The organism is Streptomyces sp. NPDC046727, from assembly GCF_040645635.1.
In the GTDB taxonomy this organism is placed as follows: Bacteria; Actinomycetota; Actinomycetes; order Streptomycetales; family Streptomycetaceae; genus Streptomyces.
On record NZ_JBEYYR010000027.1, the window covers coordinates 1 to 18,305 of the forward strand.

The 18,305-nt window shown below is 70.9% G+C and carries 15 protein-coding genes; 12 read left to right on the plus strand and 3 right to left on the minus strand.

The features are described 5' to 3' along the window. The first annotated feature begins 390 nt into the window (after positions 1-390). Positions 391-1,212: a BTAD domain-containing putative transcriptional regulator gene (locus ABZ937_RS28320; protein WP_361696161.1), complete on the plus strand. Its 822-nt coding sequence runs from the start codon at positions 391-393 to the stop codon at positions 1,210-1,212. A 14-nt stretch (positions 1,213-1,226) separates the two neighbouring features. Here the strand turns inward: ABZ937_RS28320 and ABZ937_RS28325 are convergent, their stop codons facing one another. Then, entirely contained in the window at positions 1,227-2,450 is a 1,224-nt protein-coding gene (locus tag ABZ937_RS28325) for a hypothetical protein (RefSeq protein WP_361696162.1), read from the minus strand. Positions 2,451-2,812: 362 nt separating this feature from the next. On the opposite strand from ABZ937_RS28325, the gene ABZ937_RS28330 reads away from it, so the two are divergent. The 10 genes from ABZ937_RS28330 to ABZ937_RS28375 all read left to right on the plus strand — a co-directional run bounded on the left by ABZ937_RS28330 (position 2,813) and on the right by ABZ937_RS28375 (position 15,813). Continuing rightward, positions 2,813-3,775: an ABC transporter ATP-binding protein gene (locus ABZ937_RS28330; protein ID WP_361696163.1), complete on the plus strand. Its 963-nt coding sequence runs from the start codon at positions 2,813-2,815 to the stop codon at positions 3,773-3,775. Then, positions 3,772-4,560 carry an ABC transporter permease gene (locus ABZ937_RS28335; RefSeq protein WP_361696164.1) on the plus strand — a complete coding sequence of 263 codons (789 nt, stop codon included), beginning with the start codon at positions 3,772-3,774 and terminating at the stop codon, positions 4,558-4,560. Before ABZ937_RS28330 ends, ABZ937_RS28335 begins: the two co-directional genes overlap by 4 nt. Further along, complete coding sequence (locus tag ABZ937_RS28340) at positions 4,521-5,336, plus strand: ABC transporter permease (protein ID WP_361696165.1); 816 nt, start codon at positions 4,521-4,523, stop codon at positions 5,334-5,336. The genes ABZ937_RS28335 and ABZ937_RS28340 overlap by 40 nt, the downstream gene beginning before the upstream one ends. Before the next feature lie 48 nt (positions 5,337-5,384). After that, entirely contained in the window at positions 5,385-6,200 is an 816-nt protein-coding gene (locus ABZ937_RS28345) for an aspartate 1-decarboxylase (RefSeq protein ID WP_361696166.1), read from the plus strand. A gap of 130 nt (positions 6,201-6,330) precedes the next feature. Then, positions 6,331-6,963 (plus strand): methyltransferase, encoded by a 633-nt coding sequence (locus ABZ937_RS28350; RefSeq protein WP_361696167.1) that lies wholly within the window; start codon positions 6,331-6,333, stop codon positions 6,961-6,963. A gap of 33 nt (positions 6,964-6,996) precedes the next feature. Next, positions 6,997-8,355 (plus strand): peptide ligase PGM1-related protein, encoded by a 1,359-nt coding sequence (locus tag ABZ937_RS28355; RefSeq protein ID WP_361696168.1) that lies wholly within the window; start codon positions 6,997-6,999, stop codon positions 8,353-8,355. 213 nt (positions 8,356-8,568) lie between these two features. Beyond that, a complete protein-coding gene (locus tag ABZ937_RS28360; RefSeq protein WP_361696169.1) occupies positions 8,569-11,766 on the plus strand; it encodes an amino acid adenylation domain-containing protein in 3,198 nt (1,065 codons plus the stop codon). After that, positions 11,763-14,276, plus strand: coding sequence for an aconitate hydratase AcnA (gene acnA, locus ABZ937_RS28365; RefSeq protein WP_361696170.1), 2,514 nt, complete (start codon positions 11,763-11,765; stop codon positions 14,274-14,276). Before ABZ937_RS28360 ends, acnA begins: the two co-directional genes overlap by 4 nt. Before the next feature lie 125 nt (positions 14,277-14,401). Continuing rightward, a complete protein-coding gene (locus ABZ937_RS28370; protein WP_361696171.1) occupies positions 14,402-15,145 on the plus strand; it encodes a methyltransferase domain-containing protein in 744 nt (247 codons plus the stop codon). A 17-nt stretch (positions 15,146-15,162) separates the two neighbouring features. Then, entirely contained in the window at positions 15,163-15,813 is a 651-nt protein-coding gene (locus tag ABZ937_RS28375) for a class I SAM-dependent methyltransferase (protein WP_361696172.1), read from the plus strand. Positions 15,814-15,853: 40 nt separating this feature from the next. Here the strand turns inward: ABZ937_RS28375 and ABZ937_RS28380 are convergent, their stop codons facing one another. Together ABZ937_RS28380 and ABZ937_RS28385 are read right to left on the minus strand one after the other, a co-directional pair. Continuing rightward, the gene (locus ABZ937_RS28380; RefSeq protein WP_361696173.1) at positions 15,854-16,999 is read right to left on the minus strand and encodes a sigma-70 family RNA polymerase sigma factor; all 1,146 of its coding nucleotides are present in this window, start codon (positions 16,997-16,999) and stop codon (positions 15,854-15,856) included. Between the two features lie 8 nt (positions 17,000-17,007). Then, positions 17,008-17,415, minus strand: a complete 408-nt coding sequence (locus ABZ937_RS28385) for a YciI family protein (protein WP_361696174.1) — start codon at positions 17,413-17,415, stop codon at positions 17,008-17,010. A gap of 141 nt (positions 17,416-17,556) precedes the next feature. Between ABZ937_RS28385 and ABZ937_RS28390 the strand changes: the two genes are divergently transcribed. After that, on the plus strand, positions 17,557-18,093 hold the full coding sequence (locus ABZ937_RS28390) for a hypothetical protein (protein ID WP_361696175.1): 537 nt from the start codon (positions 17,557-17,559) through the stop codon (positions 18,091-18,093). The last annotated feature ends 212 nt before the right edge of the window (positions 18,094-18,305 follow it).

Genomic DNA, 18,305 nt, shown 5'->3' on the forward strand with positions numbered 1-18,305 from the left:
GAGATCCTCAGCCACCACAAGGGCGACAGCGAGGTCCGCATCAAGCTCCAGGGCCCCCGCAAGACCACCGTCCTCCGCCTCGACCGGCACCGGGTGACGCCCAGCCCGGCGCTCTTCGGTGACCTGAAGGTGCTGCTCGGCGCGCAGTGCCTCGCGGGGTAAGCACTTCCGGGCACCACACAGTTGGGGGCGGTCTCACCGAGACCGCCCCCAACTGTGTGGTGAATCTGTGAAATACGCAAATCCAAGACCAAAAAATAGCAACGACAATGCCATGGTCTCGCCTACTGTTGCAGCAGTGTGAATTGCCTTCTCGATGGTTGACAGTGATTCGGCCACTGAAGATCATTAAGTGAATCGTTACAGCCGACAGAAGCGGGGTGGCGGCGTTTGGCTGCCAAATTTCTGAATCAAGCCGAAAATGACCCGTCTCCGGCTGCCGGCGACGCGACGATCTTTCGCATTCTGGGTGAGACCAGCGTGGCCACTGCGGAGGCCGGGGCTGTCGCCATCCACGGGAAAAAGGCGGAGCTGCTCTCCTTCCTCCTGCTGAATGCGAACAAAGTGATACCGGTGGACCAGATCGTCGAGACGCTATGGGACGACGAACCGCCCAAATCGGCGATCCGGAACGTCCGGACGTACGTCTGGCAAATCCGCCGTGTTCTGGGCACGCAAGCCCACCGGCTGAACCAGGTGGCCGGCGGCTATGTGTTCCACTGTGATCCGGAGGAGCTGGATGTGTCCCGTTTCGAGGAATTAAGGCTGGCCGGGTACCAGTCGCTGGAGGCGGCGGACAGCGAAACCGCGGCGGAGAAATTCCGCGAGGCGCTGGCGCTGTGGCGGGGCGACGTGCTGAACGGGGTCCGGCTGTCGCATCGTCTCCAGGCCGTGACGGACTGGCTCAGGGACCGCCGGCTCGGCGTGTTCGAATCGCTGATGGAGGCCGACCTGGCCCTCGGCCGCCACCAGGACGTGGCCGAGCACGCGAGCCGCGAGGTCATCAACCACCCCTTCCGTGAGCGGCTGTACGAGGTCGCGATGCGCGCCCAGCTCGGCCTGGGCCGTCCCAGCGAAGCGCTGGCCGTGTACCGGAAGGCGCAGCAGGTCTTCGCCAAGGAGCTGGGTATCAGACCCGGCGCCGCCCTGGACGACATCTACCGGCAGATCGTCCGGGGCAGACCGGGCGACAGCCCCGCCACGCAGCCGTAGGCACCGCGTACCGGTCATCCCACCGTCCGCGCATAGTGGTCCACATCGGCGCTCGGGTCCAGGTCGGCGAGCAGCAGCAGGGACCGGTGCGCCCCCTCGGTGTCACCGGTCTCCGCATGACACTGATACGCCTGGAAGGCGGCGGTGGCACCCAGGACCGTGCCGATCTGCGCGGTGCGTTCGAAGTGATCCGCCGCCTCGGGCAGCCGGCCGGCAGCCGCGTACAGGTCGCCGATGGCGTACCGCTGCGTGGAGGAGTTCGGGTCGGTCCGCTCCAGCTCGGCGACGATGTCGGCGATCTCGTCCGGGTCCCCCTTGCGGCGGGTCTGGTACCGCATCTTGGCGTTGAGCAGCAGACCGTGGCCCTCGGCCCACACATACGCCGAGTCCGGATCGGCCTGGGCGTCGGCGCGGGCTTCCTCGTCGGCCGTGGTGGCCTCTTCCAAGGCGGCCAGTACCGCCGTGTCATCGCCCTGGCGGACGTGGAAGAGGGCCTTGAGGCGATGGAAGCGGCTCGCGATGACCTGGCTCAGCCACACCGGGTGCTCGGCGTGGAGCGCCGGGAGCTGGGCGACGCCGTACTCCACCCAGGACGGCATCGTGTCCTGACGTATCCCGAAACGCAGCATGTACCAAAGGACGTTGATGGTCGCCATGGTGCGGATCACCGGCTCGGCCGCCCGCCGGGCCACCTCCTCCAGCAGCGCCTCGGCGTGGGCGTCCTCAGGGTCGCGGATACGGAGCACCTTCGCCCGCTCGAAGCAGTAGTGCTGGTGGATCAGGTCCCCGTCGGCCAGGTCGGGGTCCTCGGTGCGCGCGACCGGCAGGGTCGCGGTGAGCGCGCCGAGGATCGACGTCGCCTGGAGCCTGCGCAGCGGGTCGTCACCGGTGAGCCACTCCTGCCAGACGTCGCGGAACTCCCGCAGCGGCGGCGGGAAGGGCCCGTCGGCCCGCGCCAGCAGATCGGGGGTCCGGGCCTGGGCGAGGACGAACTTCCGCAGGCCCCCGGCGGCGATGGTCGACAGCCAGGGGCGGGCGAGCAGGTCGCCGGGGTCGGTACGCCGGGTCCGTTCCCACGCCTTGACCGCGTTCCGCCCCAGGTACGACGCGGTCGGATGGTCCTGCAGTGAGATCCAGGGCAGCCAGGCGTCCCGCAGACCGACGACGTCCAGCACGCGCGGCTCGCCGAACTCGCCGTTCTCCTTGCGGAGGTAAGGCAGGACACCTTGCTGTGCCATGGGGCGGTTCCTCTCTTTCGCTTGCCCACAGTGTCACAACAGCAGATCCAGCCGAGATACACGCTGCCGGCCTCCCGCATTGCCCGCGGCGCACGCTCCCGCCCGGCGGATCTCTCGTATATCTCGCGTGTATCAGGACCGGTGAGACTCCGGATCGGCTCGTTCGGGAAACACGTACGGGCCTTGTCGCACACAGGAAGGAGAGGACCATGATCCAGGACGAGATCCGCGACCCGGCTCAGCTGTCGACCGTCCTCTGCTGACGGACGTCGCAGCCGGGGGTGGGGGCACGTTGTGTCCCCACCCCCGATCAACGGATATCAGGGCCGGAATGACGCGCCGACTGGAGCGAACCGCTCGACATGAGTCAACCTGCAATCGAAGTCTCCCGGCTGCGCCGTGATTTCCGCGGTGCGAACGGGACGGTGAAGACCGCCATCCAGGATCTCTCCTTTCACGCCGACCGGGGAGAGCTGCTGGGCCTGCTCGGCCCCAACGGTGCCGGAAAGACCAGCACGGTTCGGGTCCTCATGACAACGTTGCTGCCCACGGCCGGAAACGCCAGGGTCATGGGATGCGATGTGGTGACCGAGACACAGCGGGTCCGGCGCCGCACCGGAATTGTTCTCGGCGGGGACGGTGGCCTCTACAACCGCCTCTCGGCGTGGGACAACCTGGCGTTGTTCGCCGACCTGTACAGCATTCCGTATCGCCAGCAGCGACGCCGCATTCCGGAGCTGCTCGACCGGGTCGGGCTGACGGGCCGGGAGCGGCAGCGCGTGGAGACGTACTCGCGCGGCATGAAGCAGCGGTTGCACATCGCCCGCGGACTGCTGCACGACCCCGACGTCGTGATCATGGACGAACCGAGCAACGGCCTCGATCCCGTCGGCGCCCGGGAACTGCGTGCCCTGGTCAGGGAGCAGGTGTGCGACGGCCGGACGGTACTGCTCACCACGCACTACATGTTCGAGGCCGACGAGCTGTGCGACCGTGTCGTCGTCCTGGCCGCCGGCCGCAAGGTCGCCGAAGGCACCCCCGACTCGCTCAAGCGGCTGTCGGGCGGTGGCACGGTACTCAGCGCGTCCACGAACGGGATCGGGGACGAGCAGCTGCGACGGCTGCGGGAACTGCCCGGGGTGACCTCGGTCAGCATCGAGACCCACGGCGGCGAACAGCTCGTCAACATCCACTGCTCCGGGACCGCGGACCTCACCGCGCTGGCGCTCGACCGGCTCGACGGCGTGCGCGTCCTGAACATCTCCCGGCGTGAACCGACCCTGGAGGACGCCTACGTGGCCCTCGTGGCGGACGCGGCGTCATGACGGTCCGGCTCCGCACGAGCCTGGGCCATCTGGCCCGGGCCTGGCTGCTCGAACTCCGCGTCCTCAGTGCCGACCGCTTCTTCGTCTTCCTCACCGTGGTCCTGCCGCTGGTGTTCGCGTCGATCGGCCACTTCATGTTCCAGGGCTCGCACCGGCCCGCCCAGGCCGTCTCCATCGCCCTGAGCGCCGGGCTCATGGGTATGTGGTCGACCACGCTGCTGGGGGCCGGCAGCGCGATCACCCGCCTGCGGCACATGGGGGTGCTGGAGCCGCTGGTGGCCTCGCCGACGGCCACGATGATGTCCGTCCTGCCCTTCATGCTGGCGTCCGCCACAGGGGGCGTCTACTCGCTCTTCACCACGCTCACCTGGAGCGCCCTGCTCTTCCACATGCCGCTTCAGCTGAGCCATCCGCTGCTGCTGATCCTGGCCGTCGTCCTGACGGTGCTGTCGGTCGCGCTGCTCGGCATGGTGCTCGCCTGCGCCTTCATCCTCTATCCGACCGCGCAGTCCCTGGCCAATCTGCTGGAGTACCCGATCTGGATGCTGAGCGGAATGCTCGTCCCGATCGACCGGCTGCCCGGAGCGTTTCGGTACGTGTCCTACTGCCTCGCCCCGACCTGGGGCGTGAAATCCGTGCTCGGTGCGGCGCTCGACGCGGATCCGCCGTACCGGGCGATGTCCCTGATGGTCATTCAGTCGGTCATCTACGTCGGCCTGGCCTGTCTGCTGCTGAGGAGGTTCGAATGGCTGGCGCGCAAGCGCGGTACTCTGGCGCTGCAGTGAGCGCGGCCCGGATCCTCTTCCTCGCCGGATTCCGTTCCTATCGAGCGCTGTTCCGCTGGCTGACCCCGTCGGCATTCATTCCGACCCTCATCGGTGTGCCACTCGTCCAGCTCGTCTGGTTCGCCTATCTCGGCGACTATCTCGGCACCCGTCCGATCAGTTACTACGTGGTGGGCAACGCCATCGTGTCGTGCGCCGTGGCAGGGCTCTTCGCGCCGGCGATGTCCGTCAGCGGTGAGCGCCTGGGCGGATCGCTGCCGGCGCTGCTGGCCACGCCCGCCAACCGGGTACTGGTCTTCACCGGCCGGCTCATCCCGGCGGTTCTCACCGGATTTCTGACCACCGTATTCCTTTTCGTGGTCGGTGTTCTTTTCACCGATCTGCGGGTACCGTCGGGTAGTGTCCTGCCCCTGGTGCTGGTCCTGCTGGCCACCTCGACCTCGTGCGGGGCTTTCGGTCTGGTGATAGGCGCCATCGGACTGCGCACCCGACAGGCCCCGCTCATCGGCAATCTGACGCTGAACCTGATGCTGCTCCTGTGCGGCGTCAATATTCCGCTGACGGTTCTCCCGCCGGTTCTCCAGGTCCTCGGAAAAGCGATGCCGATGACCTACGGCATCGAAGCGGCCCGCCGGGTGCTGGCCGGCGACGGGCAGATCGGGCACCTGGTGTCGCTGGAACTCCTGAAGGCCCTCGGATATCTGGCGGTGGCCCTCGTGGCCCTGCGGTATCTCGAAATCAGCGGTAAGCGGCATGCCCATCTGGATCTGGCCTGACAGGCATCTGTTCCTCTGCAAGAAAGCAATGAGAAAGTAGGCTGTGTCATGAGCATCACCACTTCCTGCAAGCGCAGCGCCATCCACAACCTGCGGGTCGATGTCGGCGGGCCCGCCACCGGACCGGTGACCGGCCAGGGGATCAACGAGGGCCTGGCGCTCCCGGAGGAGCTGCGCATAGCGAGCGACCTGGTGATCGGCGAGTCCATCATCGTGGCCCTCATCGGAGGCGACAACCGGCAGAACCGCGTCCGCACCTTCGTCGTCCCGTCCGAGACCGACGAGGTGGAGGCCCGCGGCAGCCTGGGGCACTTCCTGTCCTCCGGCGACCTGGTCTGCGTCATCTCCGAGACCCGTCTGGACGAGGCGGGCCAGCGCCTGCACCGCTCGGGAGACCTGCACATCGTGGACTACGGCATCGTCCCGGGCGAGGGCTTCAAGGGCGGCACGCTCAAGCACGAGCGCCTCGGCCGGCCCGACGAGGTCGTGGACACGCCGTCGGAGGAGTCCCTGCTGCGGGACGCGCTGATGCCGCGCGTGATGCTGAACAGCCTGGTCACCGGCCTGGTCGTCAACGACACGAACGACAACTGCCTGCTGGGCAGCGCCGAGATCCCCGGTGGGCTCATGGACCGGGTCGGAATGTCCCGGCACACGATGGTGACCGTGTACAACGCGACCGGCGGCGGATGCACGGACACCTACGCCGTGCCCATGCCGCCCGGTGTCGTGATGACGACCGGCGCCATGGCCGGATTCGCACCGCTCGGCACCCAGGTGCACGTCGCGTCCTTCGTCGTGGCGAACGGGAACCACCCCGCCTCGATCGTCCACACGGACGGCACGGACGCCCTTTCCGCGTAACCGTTCCCCACCGCCGCACATCGAGCACCGCCCTGGCCGTATCAAGCACCGCCCTGGTCGCAGCCGCCGAGAGGGAAGAGGTCCGAGAATGCCGACGCCTGCCGAAAAGAATCCGGACGACCGGTTCGGCGTGAACTCATGGGAGGTGCTTGAGCGGGAGGAGGTGGAATTCCTCGGCAGCACCTGGACTCTGCTGCCGGGCGTCTACCCCATGCAGCGCGTCAGATCCAGCCGGTTCTTCTGGGAGCGGCTTCAGGAACTCGGGCCGGTGGAGAGCTTCCTGGAGATCGGATGCGGCTCCGGCGCGCTGTCCGTGCTGGGCGTGAAGGCGGGGACGTACCGTTCTGCGACGGCTGTCGACATCAATCCGACAGCCGTCGAGAACACCCTTCTCAACGCCCGGCGGCACGGCGTCGAAAGCCGCGTCGAGGTGCGCCGGAGCGACGTCTTCGCGTCCTTGGACGAGGGGCAGCGGTTCGACCTGATCTTCTGGAACTCGCCCGGCGTCTTCCTTGAGGAGGGCGCCACGCTGACCGACCACGAACGCTCCGTTTTCGACCCCGGATACGTCGCCCACACCCGCTACTTGAGCGAGGGGTCCACGTACCTGACGGAGAACGGGCGCCTGACGCTCGGGTTCTGCGGCAACGGAGATCTGCGACTGCTGGAGCAGAAGGCCGCCGACGCCGGCCTGACGATGAAAACCCTGGCCGAGGACGATCAGGGCAGCCATCCGCACTGGCTGCTCGAATTCCGGCACTGAATATCCATCGCGTCAAGAAAGCGGGGCACCGGCATGCCGAAAATCCTGATTCTCAACTACCACGTGGAACTTCCGCTCGTCAGCGACATCCCCGACAGGTACCCGAACCACCTCGGCCGGGCCTGCACGCGCGCGATGTGGTACGCCGACGCGGACGACATCGTCGTCAGCCCGGTCGACCTGGACAAGGAATTCTTCGCGTACGTGGCCGGCACGGCGGGATACGACCTGGACTCCGTCACGGTCCTCGCCCGCGGCCGGAAACTGTACGACGACGTGCTCCTGGAAGAGGACCTCGTGGCCGCGCTCCGGGACCGCGTCGCCGGCGATGCCTCATGGACGCTGATGCCCTGCAACATGACCGAGGGTGTCGCCGAACTCGCCCGCCTCCTGGGCATCGACACGGGTACCGAGTGGGAATTCGCGGCCGAACGCGGAGCCGATCTGCTCAACCGCAAGTCGCACTTCCGGCAACTGGCGGTCGGCACCGGCCTGCCGCTCGCACCGGGAGCCATCGTGCGCTCCCCGGAGGGACTCCTCCGTGCCGTCAACAGCCTCCTGGCGGAGACCGGCACCGTCGTCGTCAAGCAGGACAACGCCGCCGGCGGGGCGGGGAACATCGCCTTCACCTCGGCGGGCCCCCTCACCCCGCTGCCCGGCGTCCGCGAGACCCGTCCCGTCCCCGCCGACCTCGCCGCTGCCGCCGCGCTCTGGGCGGAACTGACGGAGGCGCAGGAACCGGTGCTCGTCGTCGAGAGCTACCACGACGCCGTCCACGCCTTCTTCTTCGAATACTTCGTCGGCAAGGGCGGCCGGGTGGAGTTCCTCAGCAACCCCGGCTTCAAGCGGAGGCTGACCGAGAAGAACGGTGTGCCCTCGTGGGAGTGGATCGGCCTTGAGATCCCCGCGGACGTCCCGGCGGCGACGCTGGGGGAGGCGCTGACGCACGCGGCGTGGTTCGCCGCGGCCGTGGCCGCCCTGGGGCAGCGGGGGTACATGAACATGGACGTGATCGTCACCGACGACGGACGTCTCATCTTCAACGAGATCAATGCCCGCTGGAGCGGCGGGCTCGTCCCGCACACCATCGGCACCCGGCTGCTGGGCCGCCGCTACGCCGACCACCACGTCCTCACGTCCGTACGGAACATCAAGCCCGCGTCGTTCCCGGCGACGATCGACGCCCTGCGGAGCCGAGGCATCCACTTCGACCCGGAGTCGGGCGAGGGCATCGTCGTCGTGGCACACGGACCGGCCGACACGGACAAGACGGAGTGCATCGCCATCGCCAAGAGCAGGCGACGGGCCCACGAACTGGAAGAGCTGGTCGGCGAGGTGCTCCAGATCGGTGAGGGGGTCGAGGAAGCGGAACGGGCCGTTGCCGTCTACTGACGGGGCCGGGGCCGTCGTGGTTGCCGCGGGGGTCGCGTCGTAGGGCCGGCGCCTTCGGCATGAACCGCCAGACCACCCGCCGTACCACCGACCGCCGTACGGCGCCCCTCGCGCCGGCCTCTCGCACCGCACGGTCCGCACCACCGCGCGGTGTTCCCGGCCCGTCCCGCTCGTCGGTGCCATCCGGATCCCACCCTCACAAGACGGACTGAGGTGACCACTGTGCACGCCCCCCTGCTCGGCGCCGGATTCCGGCGGCACGCGGCCGACGCGCCCGACCGGCCCGCCCTCGTCGTCGGCGGCCGGATCCTCAGCTACGGCGAGTGCGACGACATCGCGCGCCGATGGGCCGCCCGGCTCGTCGACGCCGCCGGCCGCCGCGTCGTCAGGGTCGGCGTGTTCGGGCATCGCAGCCGGACGTCGTATCTGGGGGTGCTGGCCGCGCTCCGGGCCGGTGCCGGATTCGTGCCGCTGAACCCCCGGTTCCCGGTCCGGCGGACCCGCGACATGATGGAGCGGGCCGAACTCGACGCGATCATCGCCGACGACGCGGCGGCGGAGCAGCTGCCCGAACTCCTCGCCGGCCTGGCACGCCCGCCGGCCGTGCTGCTGCCCGGCTCCGCCCGCCCCGAACTGCCCGGCGTACGGCTCATGTCCGGAACCGACCTGGCCGCCGCCGCGCCGCTCGCCGACCCCGTGACGGCCGGCCCGGACGACCTCGCCTATCTGCTCTTCACGTCCGGCAGCACCGGCGCACCCAAGGGCGTACCCATCACCCACGGCAATGCGCGCGCCTTCCTCGACCACAACCAGCAGCGCTACGGCATCGAGCCGGCCGACCGGTTCAGCCAGACCTTCGAGCAGACCTTCGACCTGTCGGTGTTCGACCTGTTCATGGCCTGGGAACACGGCGCCGCGGTGTGCGCCATGGACCCGATCGAACTGATCAGCCCGGCCCGCTACCTGGAACGCAACGAGGTCACCGTCTGGTTCTCGGTGCCCTCGGTGGCGGCCGTCCTCCGCAAGAGGGACGCACTGCGGCCCGGGTCCATGCCGACACTCCGCTGGAGCCTGTTCTGCGGTGAGCCGCTGCCGCGGGCCAGCGCCGAGGCCTGGCAGGCGGCGGCGCCCCACTCGACGGTGGAGAACCTCTACGGGCCGACCGAGCTGACCATCGCCTGCGCCGTGCACCGCTGGGACCCGGTGGTGAGCCCGGGCCTGTGCGTGCACGACAACGTGCCGATCGGGCAGCCGTACCCGGGACTGCACCCGCTGGTCGTGGACGAGGCGCTGCGGCCGGTCGGCGACGGGGCGGTGGGGGAGCTGTGTGTGGCCGGTCCGCAGACCACGCCGGGCTACTGGCGGGCGCCCGAACTGACCGCCGAGCGCTTCTTCGACCGCGCCGGCCGACGCTACTACCGCACCGGCGACCTGGTCCGCCGGGCCGGCACCGAATACGTCTGCCTCGGCCGCAACGACCAGCAGATCAAGGTCGGCGGCCATCGGATCGAGCCCGGCGAGATCGAGGCGGCCCTGCGCCGGGCCGGCAGCGTCGAGGCGGTCTGTCTGCTGTGGCCGGACGAGAGCACTTTCACGGCCGTGGTGTCCGGGACCACCCGGACGCCCGCGCAGCTGATCGAGGCGGTGGCGGCGCGGCTGCCGGCGTACATGGTGCCCCGGTCGGTCCACACCGTCGACCGGATGCCGCTGAACAGCAACGGCAAGATCGACCGGCATGCGCTGCGGGCATGGCTCCGCGAGCGGGGGTCGGCGCGCCGGCAGGGGTCGGCCGCCGCCGCGGAGACGGACATCAGCTCGGTCGAAGAGCTGATCGCCGGCACCCTCGACCTTCCGCTCGACCAGGTGACCGACGGCCTGGAGTACCAGTCGGTCCGGCAGTGGGACTCGCTCGGGCACGTCGCCCTCATGGTCGCGCTGGAGAACGCGTACGGCCGACCGACGGACGACGGGCTCCCACTCGACCTCCGCTCGGTCCCCGCGATCAGGAAGTACGCCGACCGCCGGCCCCCCTACACCGCGCCTGCCGGCACGAGGGCTCCCCACGGGACACCGGCTGGGGAGGCGCCGGCCGGGGACACGCCCGCCGGCGAGACACCTGATCGGGAGACGCCCGCCCGGGACGTGCCGGCGGGCAAGACGTCCGTCGGCGAGAGGCCCGACCGGGACGTGCCTGCCCAGGACACCCCCGCCCAGGACACCCCCCTCCAGGACCCGCCCGCCCGCGAGGCGACCCCGCGCGAGACGACCCCCCGCCGGCCGACCGTCCGTCGCGGACTGGAAGGCATCGCCTTCGACCGTACCGAGATCACCCACATCAACGGCGGCGCCGGTGTGCTCGAATACCGCGGGTACAGCATCCACGACCTCGTCGAGCACGCGGCCTACGAGGACGTCGCACACCTGCTCGTCGACGGCGAACTGCCCGACGCCACAGCCCGCGACGCCTTCCGCAAGGAACTGGCGGCCGGCCGCTCCGTGCCCCCGCCGGTCCTCGACCTGCTCCGTTCGCTGCGCCACGCGCATCCCATGGACGCGCTGCTCACCGCGGTGCCCGCCCTGCAGGCCTACGGCCCGGCCCGCACCGGCGGCGAGGACGAGAGCCACGAGCAGGCGCGCGTGGCCGGTGTCGGCCTGATCGCCGCCGTACCGATGCTGGTCGCCGCCCACCACGCGTACCGCAGCGGCCGGGAGTTCGCCGCACCGCCCGAACACCTCTCGCACGCCGAGGCGTCCCTGACCGCGCTGCTCGGCACCGAGCCGACACCGGCCGCGGTCCGCTTCGTCGACAAGGGCTTCGTGGTCCACGCCGACCACGGTTCGAACGCCTCGGCCTTCGTGGCCCGGGTGACGACCGGCTGCCGGGCCGGCATGAACGCGTCCGTCACCGCCGCGATCGCCGCCTTCGCGGGCTCCGTCCACGGCGGCGCCGCGGAACGGGCCGTGACCCTGGTGGACCGGGTCGGCGCCCCGGAGCACGCGGAGCGCTACGTCGCTCAGACCCTGCGGCGCAACGAGCCGGTCATGGGCTTCGGCCACCGCGTCTACCGCACCGAGGACCCCCGCGTCCGCCATCTGCGCGACACCGTGCGCGAGTTGAGCCGCGAGCGCGGCGACGACTCCGGCCTGCGCGTCCTGGACGCCGTGGCCGCGGCCATGGCGCCGTACCGGCGGCACGGGCTGGCGCCCAACGTCGACCTGTACGCCGGGCTCGCCTACCGGATGCTCGGCCTGCCCGACGACATGGCCGTACCGATGTTCGTGATCGGCCGCATCGCGGGCTGGGTGGCGCAGGTGCTGGAGCAGCACCGCAACAACGTGCTGATCCGGCCGCTGCTGGAGTACGTCGGTCCACGGCACCGCGCCTTCCCGGGGAGCGGGGCACAGCGATGAACATCGGGTCCGGTCTACCGCGATTCGCCGAGGCCGCCGGGTTCGCCCTGGCCGACGTGCCGTACCTCGGACGCGTCCTGCTGGAGGCGCTGCTCCGCGCCGGTGACACCCCGCGGGCCACGCTGCTGGGCACCCGGCTGGCCCGGGGGGAGGAGCCCGGCCTGGAGATGCCGTTCCGCCCGGCCCGCGTCCTGGTGCAGGACTACACCGGCATCCCCCTGCTGGTCGACCTGGCCGCGCTGCGGGCCTGCGTGGCAGAGCCCGGCCGGGTCGACCCGACCCTGCCGGTCGACGTCGTGGTCGACCACTCGGTGCAGACGGACTGGGCCCGCCGCCCCGACGCCCTCGCCCTGAACGAGGCGCGCGAGATGGAGCGCAACGCCGAGCGGTACACGTTCCTGAAGTGGGCGGAGTCCGCCTTCACCGGAGTGCGGGTGATCCCGCCCGGCCAGGGCATCGTGCACCAGATCAACCTGGAGCGGCTGGCCACCGTGGTGACGCGGGACCCCGACGGGCGCCCGGTGCCGGACACGGTGATCGGCACGGACAGCCATACGACCATGGTCAACGGGCTCGGCGTCCTCGGCTGGGGGGTCGGCGGGCTGGAGGCCGAGGCACTCATGCTGGGGCTGCCCCAGCCGATCCGGATCCCGGCCGTGGTCGGCGTACGGCTGTCCGGCGCACCCGCCCTGGGCGTCTCGGCCACCGACATCGTGCTCGCCCTCACCCGGCGGCTGCGCGCCGAGAACGTACGCGGCCTGCTGGTCGAGTTCACCGGCCCCGGCGTGGCGGCGCTGCCCGCGCCGGACCGCTGCACCATCGCCAACATGGCACCCGAGTACGGCGCCATGAGCGGCTTCTTCCCCGTGGACGAGCGGACCGTGGACTACCTGCGGCGCACCGGCCGCCTGGAACCGCACCTCCGGCTCGTCGAGGACTACTGCCGTGACCAGGGGCTGTGGCGCACCGGCCGGGAACCACGCTACGGCCGGGTCATCGAGGTCGACCTGACCGCCGTACGGCCCGGTCTGGCCGGGCCGAGCCGGCCCGACGAATGGCTGGGACCCGACGGCCTCGCTGCCTCGTTCGCCCGGCTGCACGACGGCCCGGTCCGCAGCGCGGACGGCGTCACCGACGGCGACCTCGTGATCGCGGCGATCACCTCGTGCACCAGCACCTCCGACCCGCGGGCCATGCTCACGGCCGGCCTGCTCGCCCGCAACGCGGTGGCGCGCGGACTGCGCGTGCCGGCGCACGTGAAGACCAGCCTGGCGCCGGGATCGCGGGCCGTCACCGACTACCTGACCCGCACCGGCCTGCTCGCCGACCTCGCCGCGCTCGGCTTCCACCTGGTCGGCTACGGCTGCATGACCTGCAACGGCGGCAGCGGCGCGCTGGCCGAGGGCGTCGGCGACGCGGTGGACGAGGCCGGGCTCACGGTGGCCGCCGCCCTCAGCGGCAACCGCAACTTCACCGGCCGCGTGCACCCCCAGGTCCGCGCCGGCTACCTGGCCGCGCCGGCGCTGGTGGTGGCGCTCGCCCTCGCCGGGCACGTACGGCTGGACCCCTGGCGCGACCCGCTCGGCACCGGCGCCGACGGACGGCCCGTGCACCTGCGCGACATCTGGCCCGACCCGGCCGAGGTCGCCGCGCTGGAGGCGGACGCCCTGGCGCCCGGACTGTACGGCGCCCTGCCCGAGTCCCCGGCCTGGACGGCCCTCCGGGCGCCGGACGGCCCGCTCTTCGACTTCTCCGCCGACTCGACGTACATCCGCCCGCCCGCCTACGTCGACGCACCGCCGCGACCGTGGCCGGTCGAGGGCGCCCGGGTGCTCGTCGCGCTCGGCGACGACGTCAGCACGGACCACATCTCCCCGGTGGGCGCCATCGCCCCCCTCTCGCCCGCCGGCCGCTGGCTGCGCGAGCGGGGCGTGCGCGCGTTCAACTCGTACGGGTCGCGGCGCGGCAACCACGAGGTGATGGCGCGGGGCACGTTCGCCAACCCACGGCTGGTCAACCGGCTGCTCGGCGACGGCGGAGACAGCGGCGGCGACACCCTGCACCTGCCCACCGGCGAGCGGTTGCCGGTGTTCGAGGCGGCGGCCCGGTACGCCGACGCCGGCACCCCACTGATCGTGCTGGCCGGCCGCAACTACGGGATGGGCTCGTCCCGGGACTGGGCGGCGAAGGGCCCCTGGCTGCTGGGAGTCCGCGCGGTGCTGGCGGAGAGCTTCGAACGCATCCACCGGGCGAACCTGTGCGCCGTCGGCATCCTGCCGCTCACCCTGCCCGCCGGCCGGTCCTGGACGGCACTCGGTATCACCGGCACCGAAGAGTTCCGGATCGCCCTGGACGAGGCCCGGCACACCGGCCGGGTCGACGTCACGGCCGGCGGAATCCGCTTCACCGCGCGGGCCGAGGTGCACTCGGCCGGCGAGTGGGAGGTGCTGCTGGCCGGCGGAACGCTGGCGTACCTGCGAGAGCGGCTGGGGCCAGGGGCGGCCCGGTGAACACGGACACCGCGGTACGGCCGCCCGGCCCGGCCGCTGATCGGCGGCCCCCACGACAGTGCCACAGCCGCCCCCGCGCCGGCGCCCCCGTTGACCACTCGACGATGACGGATCGGAGAACCCGCATGCCCCGCGAATGGGACGCCACGACCTACGACGCGCTGCCGCAGCCGCACAAGGGGTGGAGCCGGTACACCCTGCGCCACCTGACCCTGGACGGCGGCGAGACCGTCCTGGACGCCGGCGCCGGCACCGGCCGGGACATCGGCCCCCTGCTCGACCGCCTGCCGTCCGGCAGGGTGGTGGCGGTCGACGGATCCACGACGATGCTCGACAAGCTGCGCGCCAACCTGAACGGCCGGCTCGACCGGGTCGACGTCGTCCACGCCGACCTCACCGAGCCGCTTCCGATCGACCGGCCGGTCGACGCGGTCTTCAGCGTGGCCACCTTCCACTGGATCCACGACCACGGCACGCTCTTCGCCAACATCGCCCAGGTGCTGCGGCCGGGCGGGCAGTTCGTCGCCGAGTGCGGAGGGCAGGGCTGCGTGGCCCGCGTGCGCCGCGCCGTCGAGGAGGTGCTGGGCCGCCCGGCCGACGCGGCGCACTTCGCCGGCGTGGAGGAGACGGTGGAACGGCTCACCCGGACCGGATTCACCGACATCGAGGTCAGCCTGCGCGACGACCCGGCCCGCCTGGAACCGGGCGATCAGCTCCGCAACTACCTGAGCACGATGGTGCTCGGCCCCTACCTCGACCGCCTGCCAGAGACCGAACACCGGCGGTTCGTGGCGGAGGTGGCGGCACGACTGCCGGAGCCGGTCATCGACTACGTCCGGCTGAACATCAAGGCCCGCAGGGCGGCCTGAGGAAGGGATTCGACGACATGGGGATCGACTGGGTTCGCTGGCATGAGACATACGACGACCCGGCGTCCATCCTGGCCCGGCGGCTCGTCGTCGTCCGGGGCTTTCTGGACCGGGCGTTGAGCGAGGCACCGGCCGAACAGGACGGCCGACGGCAGCTGATCAGCCTCTGCTGCGGTGACGGGCGGGACACGCTGCCGGTACTGGCCGCACACGAGGCGGGGCGGCGGGTCAGAGCCGTCCTCACCGAGCTCAACCCGGAACTGGCCCGGCAGGCCAGAACGACCGCCGGCTCACTGGACCTGCCCCACGTGGAGGTCCGGACCGGCGACGCGGGCCTGGCGGACACCTACCTCGATGCCGCGCCGGCGCATGTGCTGCTGGTCTGCGGAGTGTTCGCCAACGTCCCCGCCGAGGACATGCGCAGGACCGTCGCGGCACTGCCGGCGCTGCTGACCGAGGGCGGCATCGTGATCTGGACCCGGAGCCACCACGAAGAACCCTCGGACCCCAGCGACGAGATCCGCACCTGCCTCAAGGACCAGGGCTTCCAGGAACTGGCCTTCAGCCGCCCCCACGACGCCTGCTTCCGAGTGGGCATGCACCGACTCACCAGCACGACGGCGCCCCGGCAACAGCTGTCCGGCACCCGCCTGTTCGCCTTCACGTGACCCCGCCACCGGCCGGGACGACCGGGGACATCGGCTCCCGTCAGGTACGCCCACGGGCGTTGAGCCGGGCGGCCCGCCGCATCAGATGGTCGCGCTCGGCGAGGTTGGACGCCTTCCCGGCCGCCTCGGCGTACAGCCGTGCCGCGGTCGCCAGGTCGCCGTCGCGCTCGTGGAGGTAGGCCGCGGCGGCGGCGTACCGGGGCAGTGAGTCGTCCAGCTCGGCGAGCGCCGCCAGCCCGGCGCGCGGTCCGTCGGCCTCACCGACGGCGACCGCGCGGTTGAGCCGGACGACCGGGCTGCCGGTCAGGCGTACGAGTTCGTCGTACCACTCGACGATCTGCACCCAGTCGGTCTCCGCGGCGGTGGGCGCGTCGGCGTGAAGCGCCGCGATGGCGGCCTGGGCCTGGAACTCACCCAGCCGGTCACGGGCGAGGGCCGCCTGAAGGATCCCGACACCCTCGGCGATCAGCTTCGTGTCCCACCGCCCGCGATCCTGCTCGGCGAGCGGCACCAGGCCCCCGTCGGGCGCGGTCCGGGAGGCGCGGCGGGCGTGGTGGAGCAGCATGAGGGCGAGCAGCCCCGCCACCTCCGGGTGGTCGATCGAGGCCGCGAGCTGCCGGGTGAGCCGGATGGCCTCGGCGGCGAGGTCGATGTCGCCGGAGTAGCCCTCGTTGAAGACCAGATACAGCACCCGCAGCACGGTGGCGACATCACCGGGCTGGTCGAACCGCACACCCGAGACGGTCCGCTTGGCCCGGCTGATCCGCTGGGCCATGGTCGCCTCGGGCACCAGGTAGGCCTGGGCGATCTGGCGGGTGGTGAGCCCGCCGACGGCACGCAGCGTGAGCGCGACCGCCGACGCCGGGGTCAGCGACGGGTGGGCGCACAGGAAGTACAACTGGAGCGTGTCGTCCACCGCGGGCGCGGGCCCCGACGCCGGCTCCTCCTCAACGCGGTCCTCACGCCGCCGACGTGCGGCATCGGCGCGCGCCGCGTCGAGGAACTTACGCCAGGCGACGGTGACCAGCCACCCCTTCACATCCCGCGGCGGCTCGGCCGCCCACACCCGGACCGCCTCGACCAGCGCGTCCTGCACGGCGTCCTCGGCCGCCGCGAAGTCGGCTCCGCGGCGGACGAGGACCCCGATCACGCTGGGCGTGAGACTCCGGAGCAGGACCTCGTTCATCGATGAGGTCACTCCGTGGTGCTGGGCTTCGCGGCCAGGAACGGACGCACTTCGAGCCACTCATGGATCGGCTTCCCACCGGCCCCGGGGGCGGCCGACAGCTCCCCGGCCAGCTCGACGGCCCGCTCGTAGCTGTCGACGTCGATCACCATCCAGCCGGCGATGAGGTCCTTGGTCTCGGCGAACGGCCCGTCGGTCACCGGCGGCCGCCCCTCACCGTCGTACCGGACCCAGGCCCCCTCGGGCGCGAGCGCCTGCCCGTCGACGAACTCCCCGGTCTTCTCCAGCCGGTCCGCGAAGTCCCGCATGTACTGCATATGAGCCGAGATCTCCTCCGGCGTCCACTGGTCCATCGGCACGTTGTTGACCGGAGCCGGGGCGCCACGGTAGTGCTTGAGCAGCAGGTACTTGGCCATGATGCGTCTCCTCGCTACGGATGCGACCCATTGTGGTCACACTCACCACGGGGACGAAGCCGCCCAGCGGTTCTCGACATCGCCGGCCGATTTTTTTTCGGCAAGCCGAAAACCGGTTGACCCGTGGCGAATGATGAGACCGTGATCTCCAAGGAACGCGCCGTTGAGCTCATCGAGTCCTTCCTGGCCAGAGAGCTGCCGACGCAGCCGTGGAAGGGGTCTCCCCCCACGCCGGACATCTACCACGTGGAGGAACGCACGGTCGGCTGGCTCGTCTTCTGGCGCTCGGCGGAGCAGGCCCGGGCCCGTGACATGCGCGGCAGCTTCGTCGGCGGCCACTACCTGGTGGACCGGCACGATGGGAGCATCCACTACGTGCCCGCCGTCTGGTGGGAGGACGAGGGCTGGGAGGAGCAGTACCTCCTGCAGACCAAGGGCATCAGACCGCCTGATCCACTGGCCTCCACTGTTCGCGCGCTCCTCCACTCCGCAGGCGTCGTGGCCGCGATGAGCCACCTGCGCAAGCAGGCCCCGCGACTGAACCTGCAGCAAGCAAAGGCCTACGTCACGACCGTTCAGGACGGCGCCGAACCACCGGAAGAGCTGGCAAGCCTTGCCCGGAAGGAGCCGAAATGGCCGCCTCTGCCGATCGAGACGGTGGCTGGTCCGGTCCAGTAGGGATCTGGCCGAGGAGCCGAGGAGCCGAGGAGCCGAGGAGCCGAGGAGCCGAGGAGCCGAGGAGCCGAGGTCCAGGTCGCTTTGCCGGCCCACGGCGGGTGAGCCGACGGTTCATGCAAGGGCCTGCGCTTGATGCCGGTGGTCAGCCAGGGGCCGGCGCCCTGGTGGGCGAGATCGGCCCTCGCGCAGGGCCTTCAGCAGACCCGGCGCCC

Excerpts from the sequence above, each read along its gene's own strand:
- ABZ937_RS28340 (WP_361696165.1), top strand. The coding sequence starts at position 4,521 with ATGGCTGGCGCGCAAGCGCGGTACTCTGGCGCTGCAGTGAGCGCGGCC.
- ABZ937_RS28355 (WP_361696168.1), top strand. The coding sequence starts at position 6,997 with ATGCCGAAAATCCTGATTCTCAACTACCACGTGGAACTTCCGCTCGTC.
- ABZ937_RS28325 (WP_361696162.1), bottom strand. The coding sequence starts at position 2,450 with ATGGCACAGCAAGGTGTCCTGCCTTACCTCCGCAAGGAGAACGGCGAG.
- acnA (WP_361696170.1), top strand. The coding sequence starts at position 11,763 with ATGAACATCGGGTCCGGTCTACCGCGATTCGCCGAGGCCGCCGGGTTC.
- ABZ937_RS28385 (WP_361696174.1), bottom strand. The coding sequence starts at position 17,415 with ATGGCCAAGTACCTGCTGCTCAAGCACTACCGTGGCGCCCCGGCTCCG.
- ABZ937_RS28375 (WP_361696172.1), top strand. The coding sequence starts at position 15,163 with ATGGGGATCGACTGGGTTCGCTGGCATGAGACATACGACGACCCGGCG.
- ABZ937_RS28380 (WP_361696173.1), bottom strand. The coding sequence starts at position 16,999 with ATGAACGAGGTCCTGCTCCGGAGTCTCACGCCCAGCGTGATCGGGGTC.
- ABZ937_RS28370 (WP_361696171.1), top strand. The coding sequence starts at position 14,402 with ATGCCCCGCGAATGGGACGCCACGACCTACGACGCGCTGCCGCAGCCG.
- ABZ937_RS28345 (WP_361696166.1), top strand. The coding sequence starts at position 5,385 with ATGAGCATCACCACTTCCTGCAAGCGCAGCGCCATCCACAACCTGCGG.
- ABZ937_RS28335 (WP_361696164.1), top strand. The coding sequence starts at position 3,772 with ATGACGGTCCGGCTCCGCACGAGCCTGGGCCATCTGGCCCGGGCCTGG.
- ABZ937_RS28330 (WP_361696163.1), top strand. The coding sequence starts at position 2,813 with ATGAGTCAACCTGCAATCGAAGTCTCCCGGCTGCGCCGTGATTTCCGC.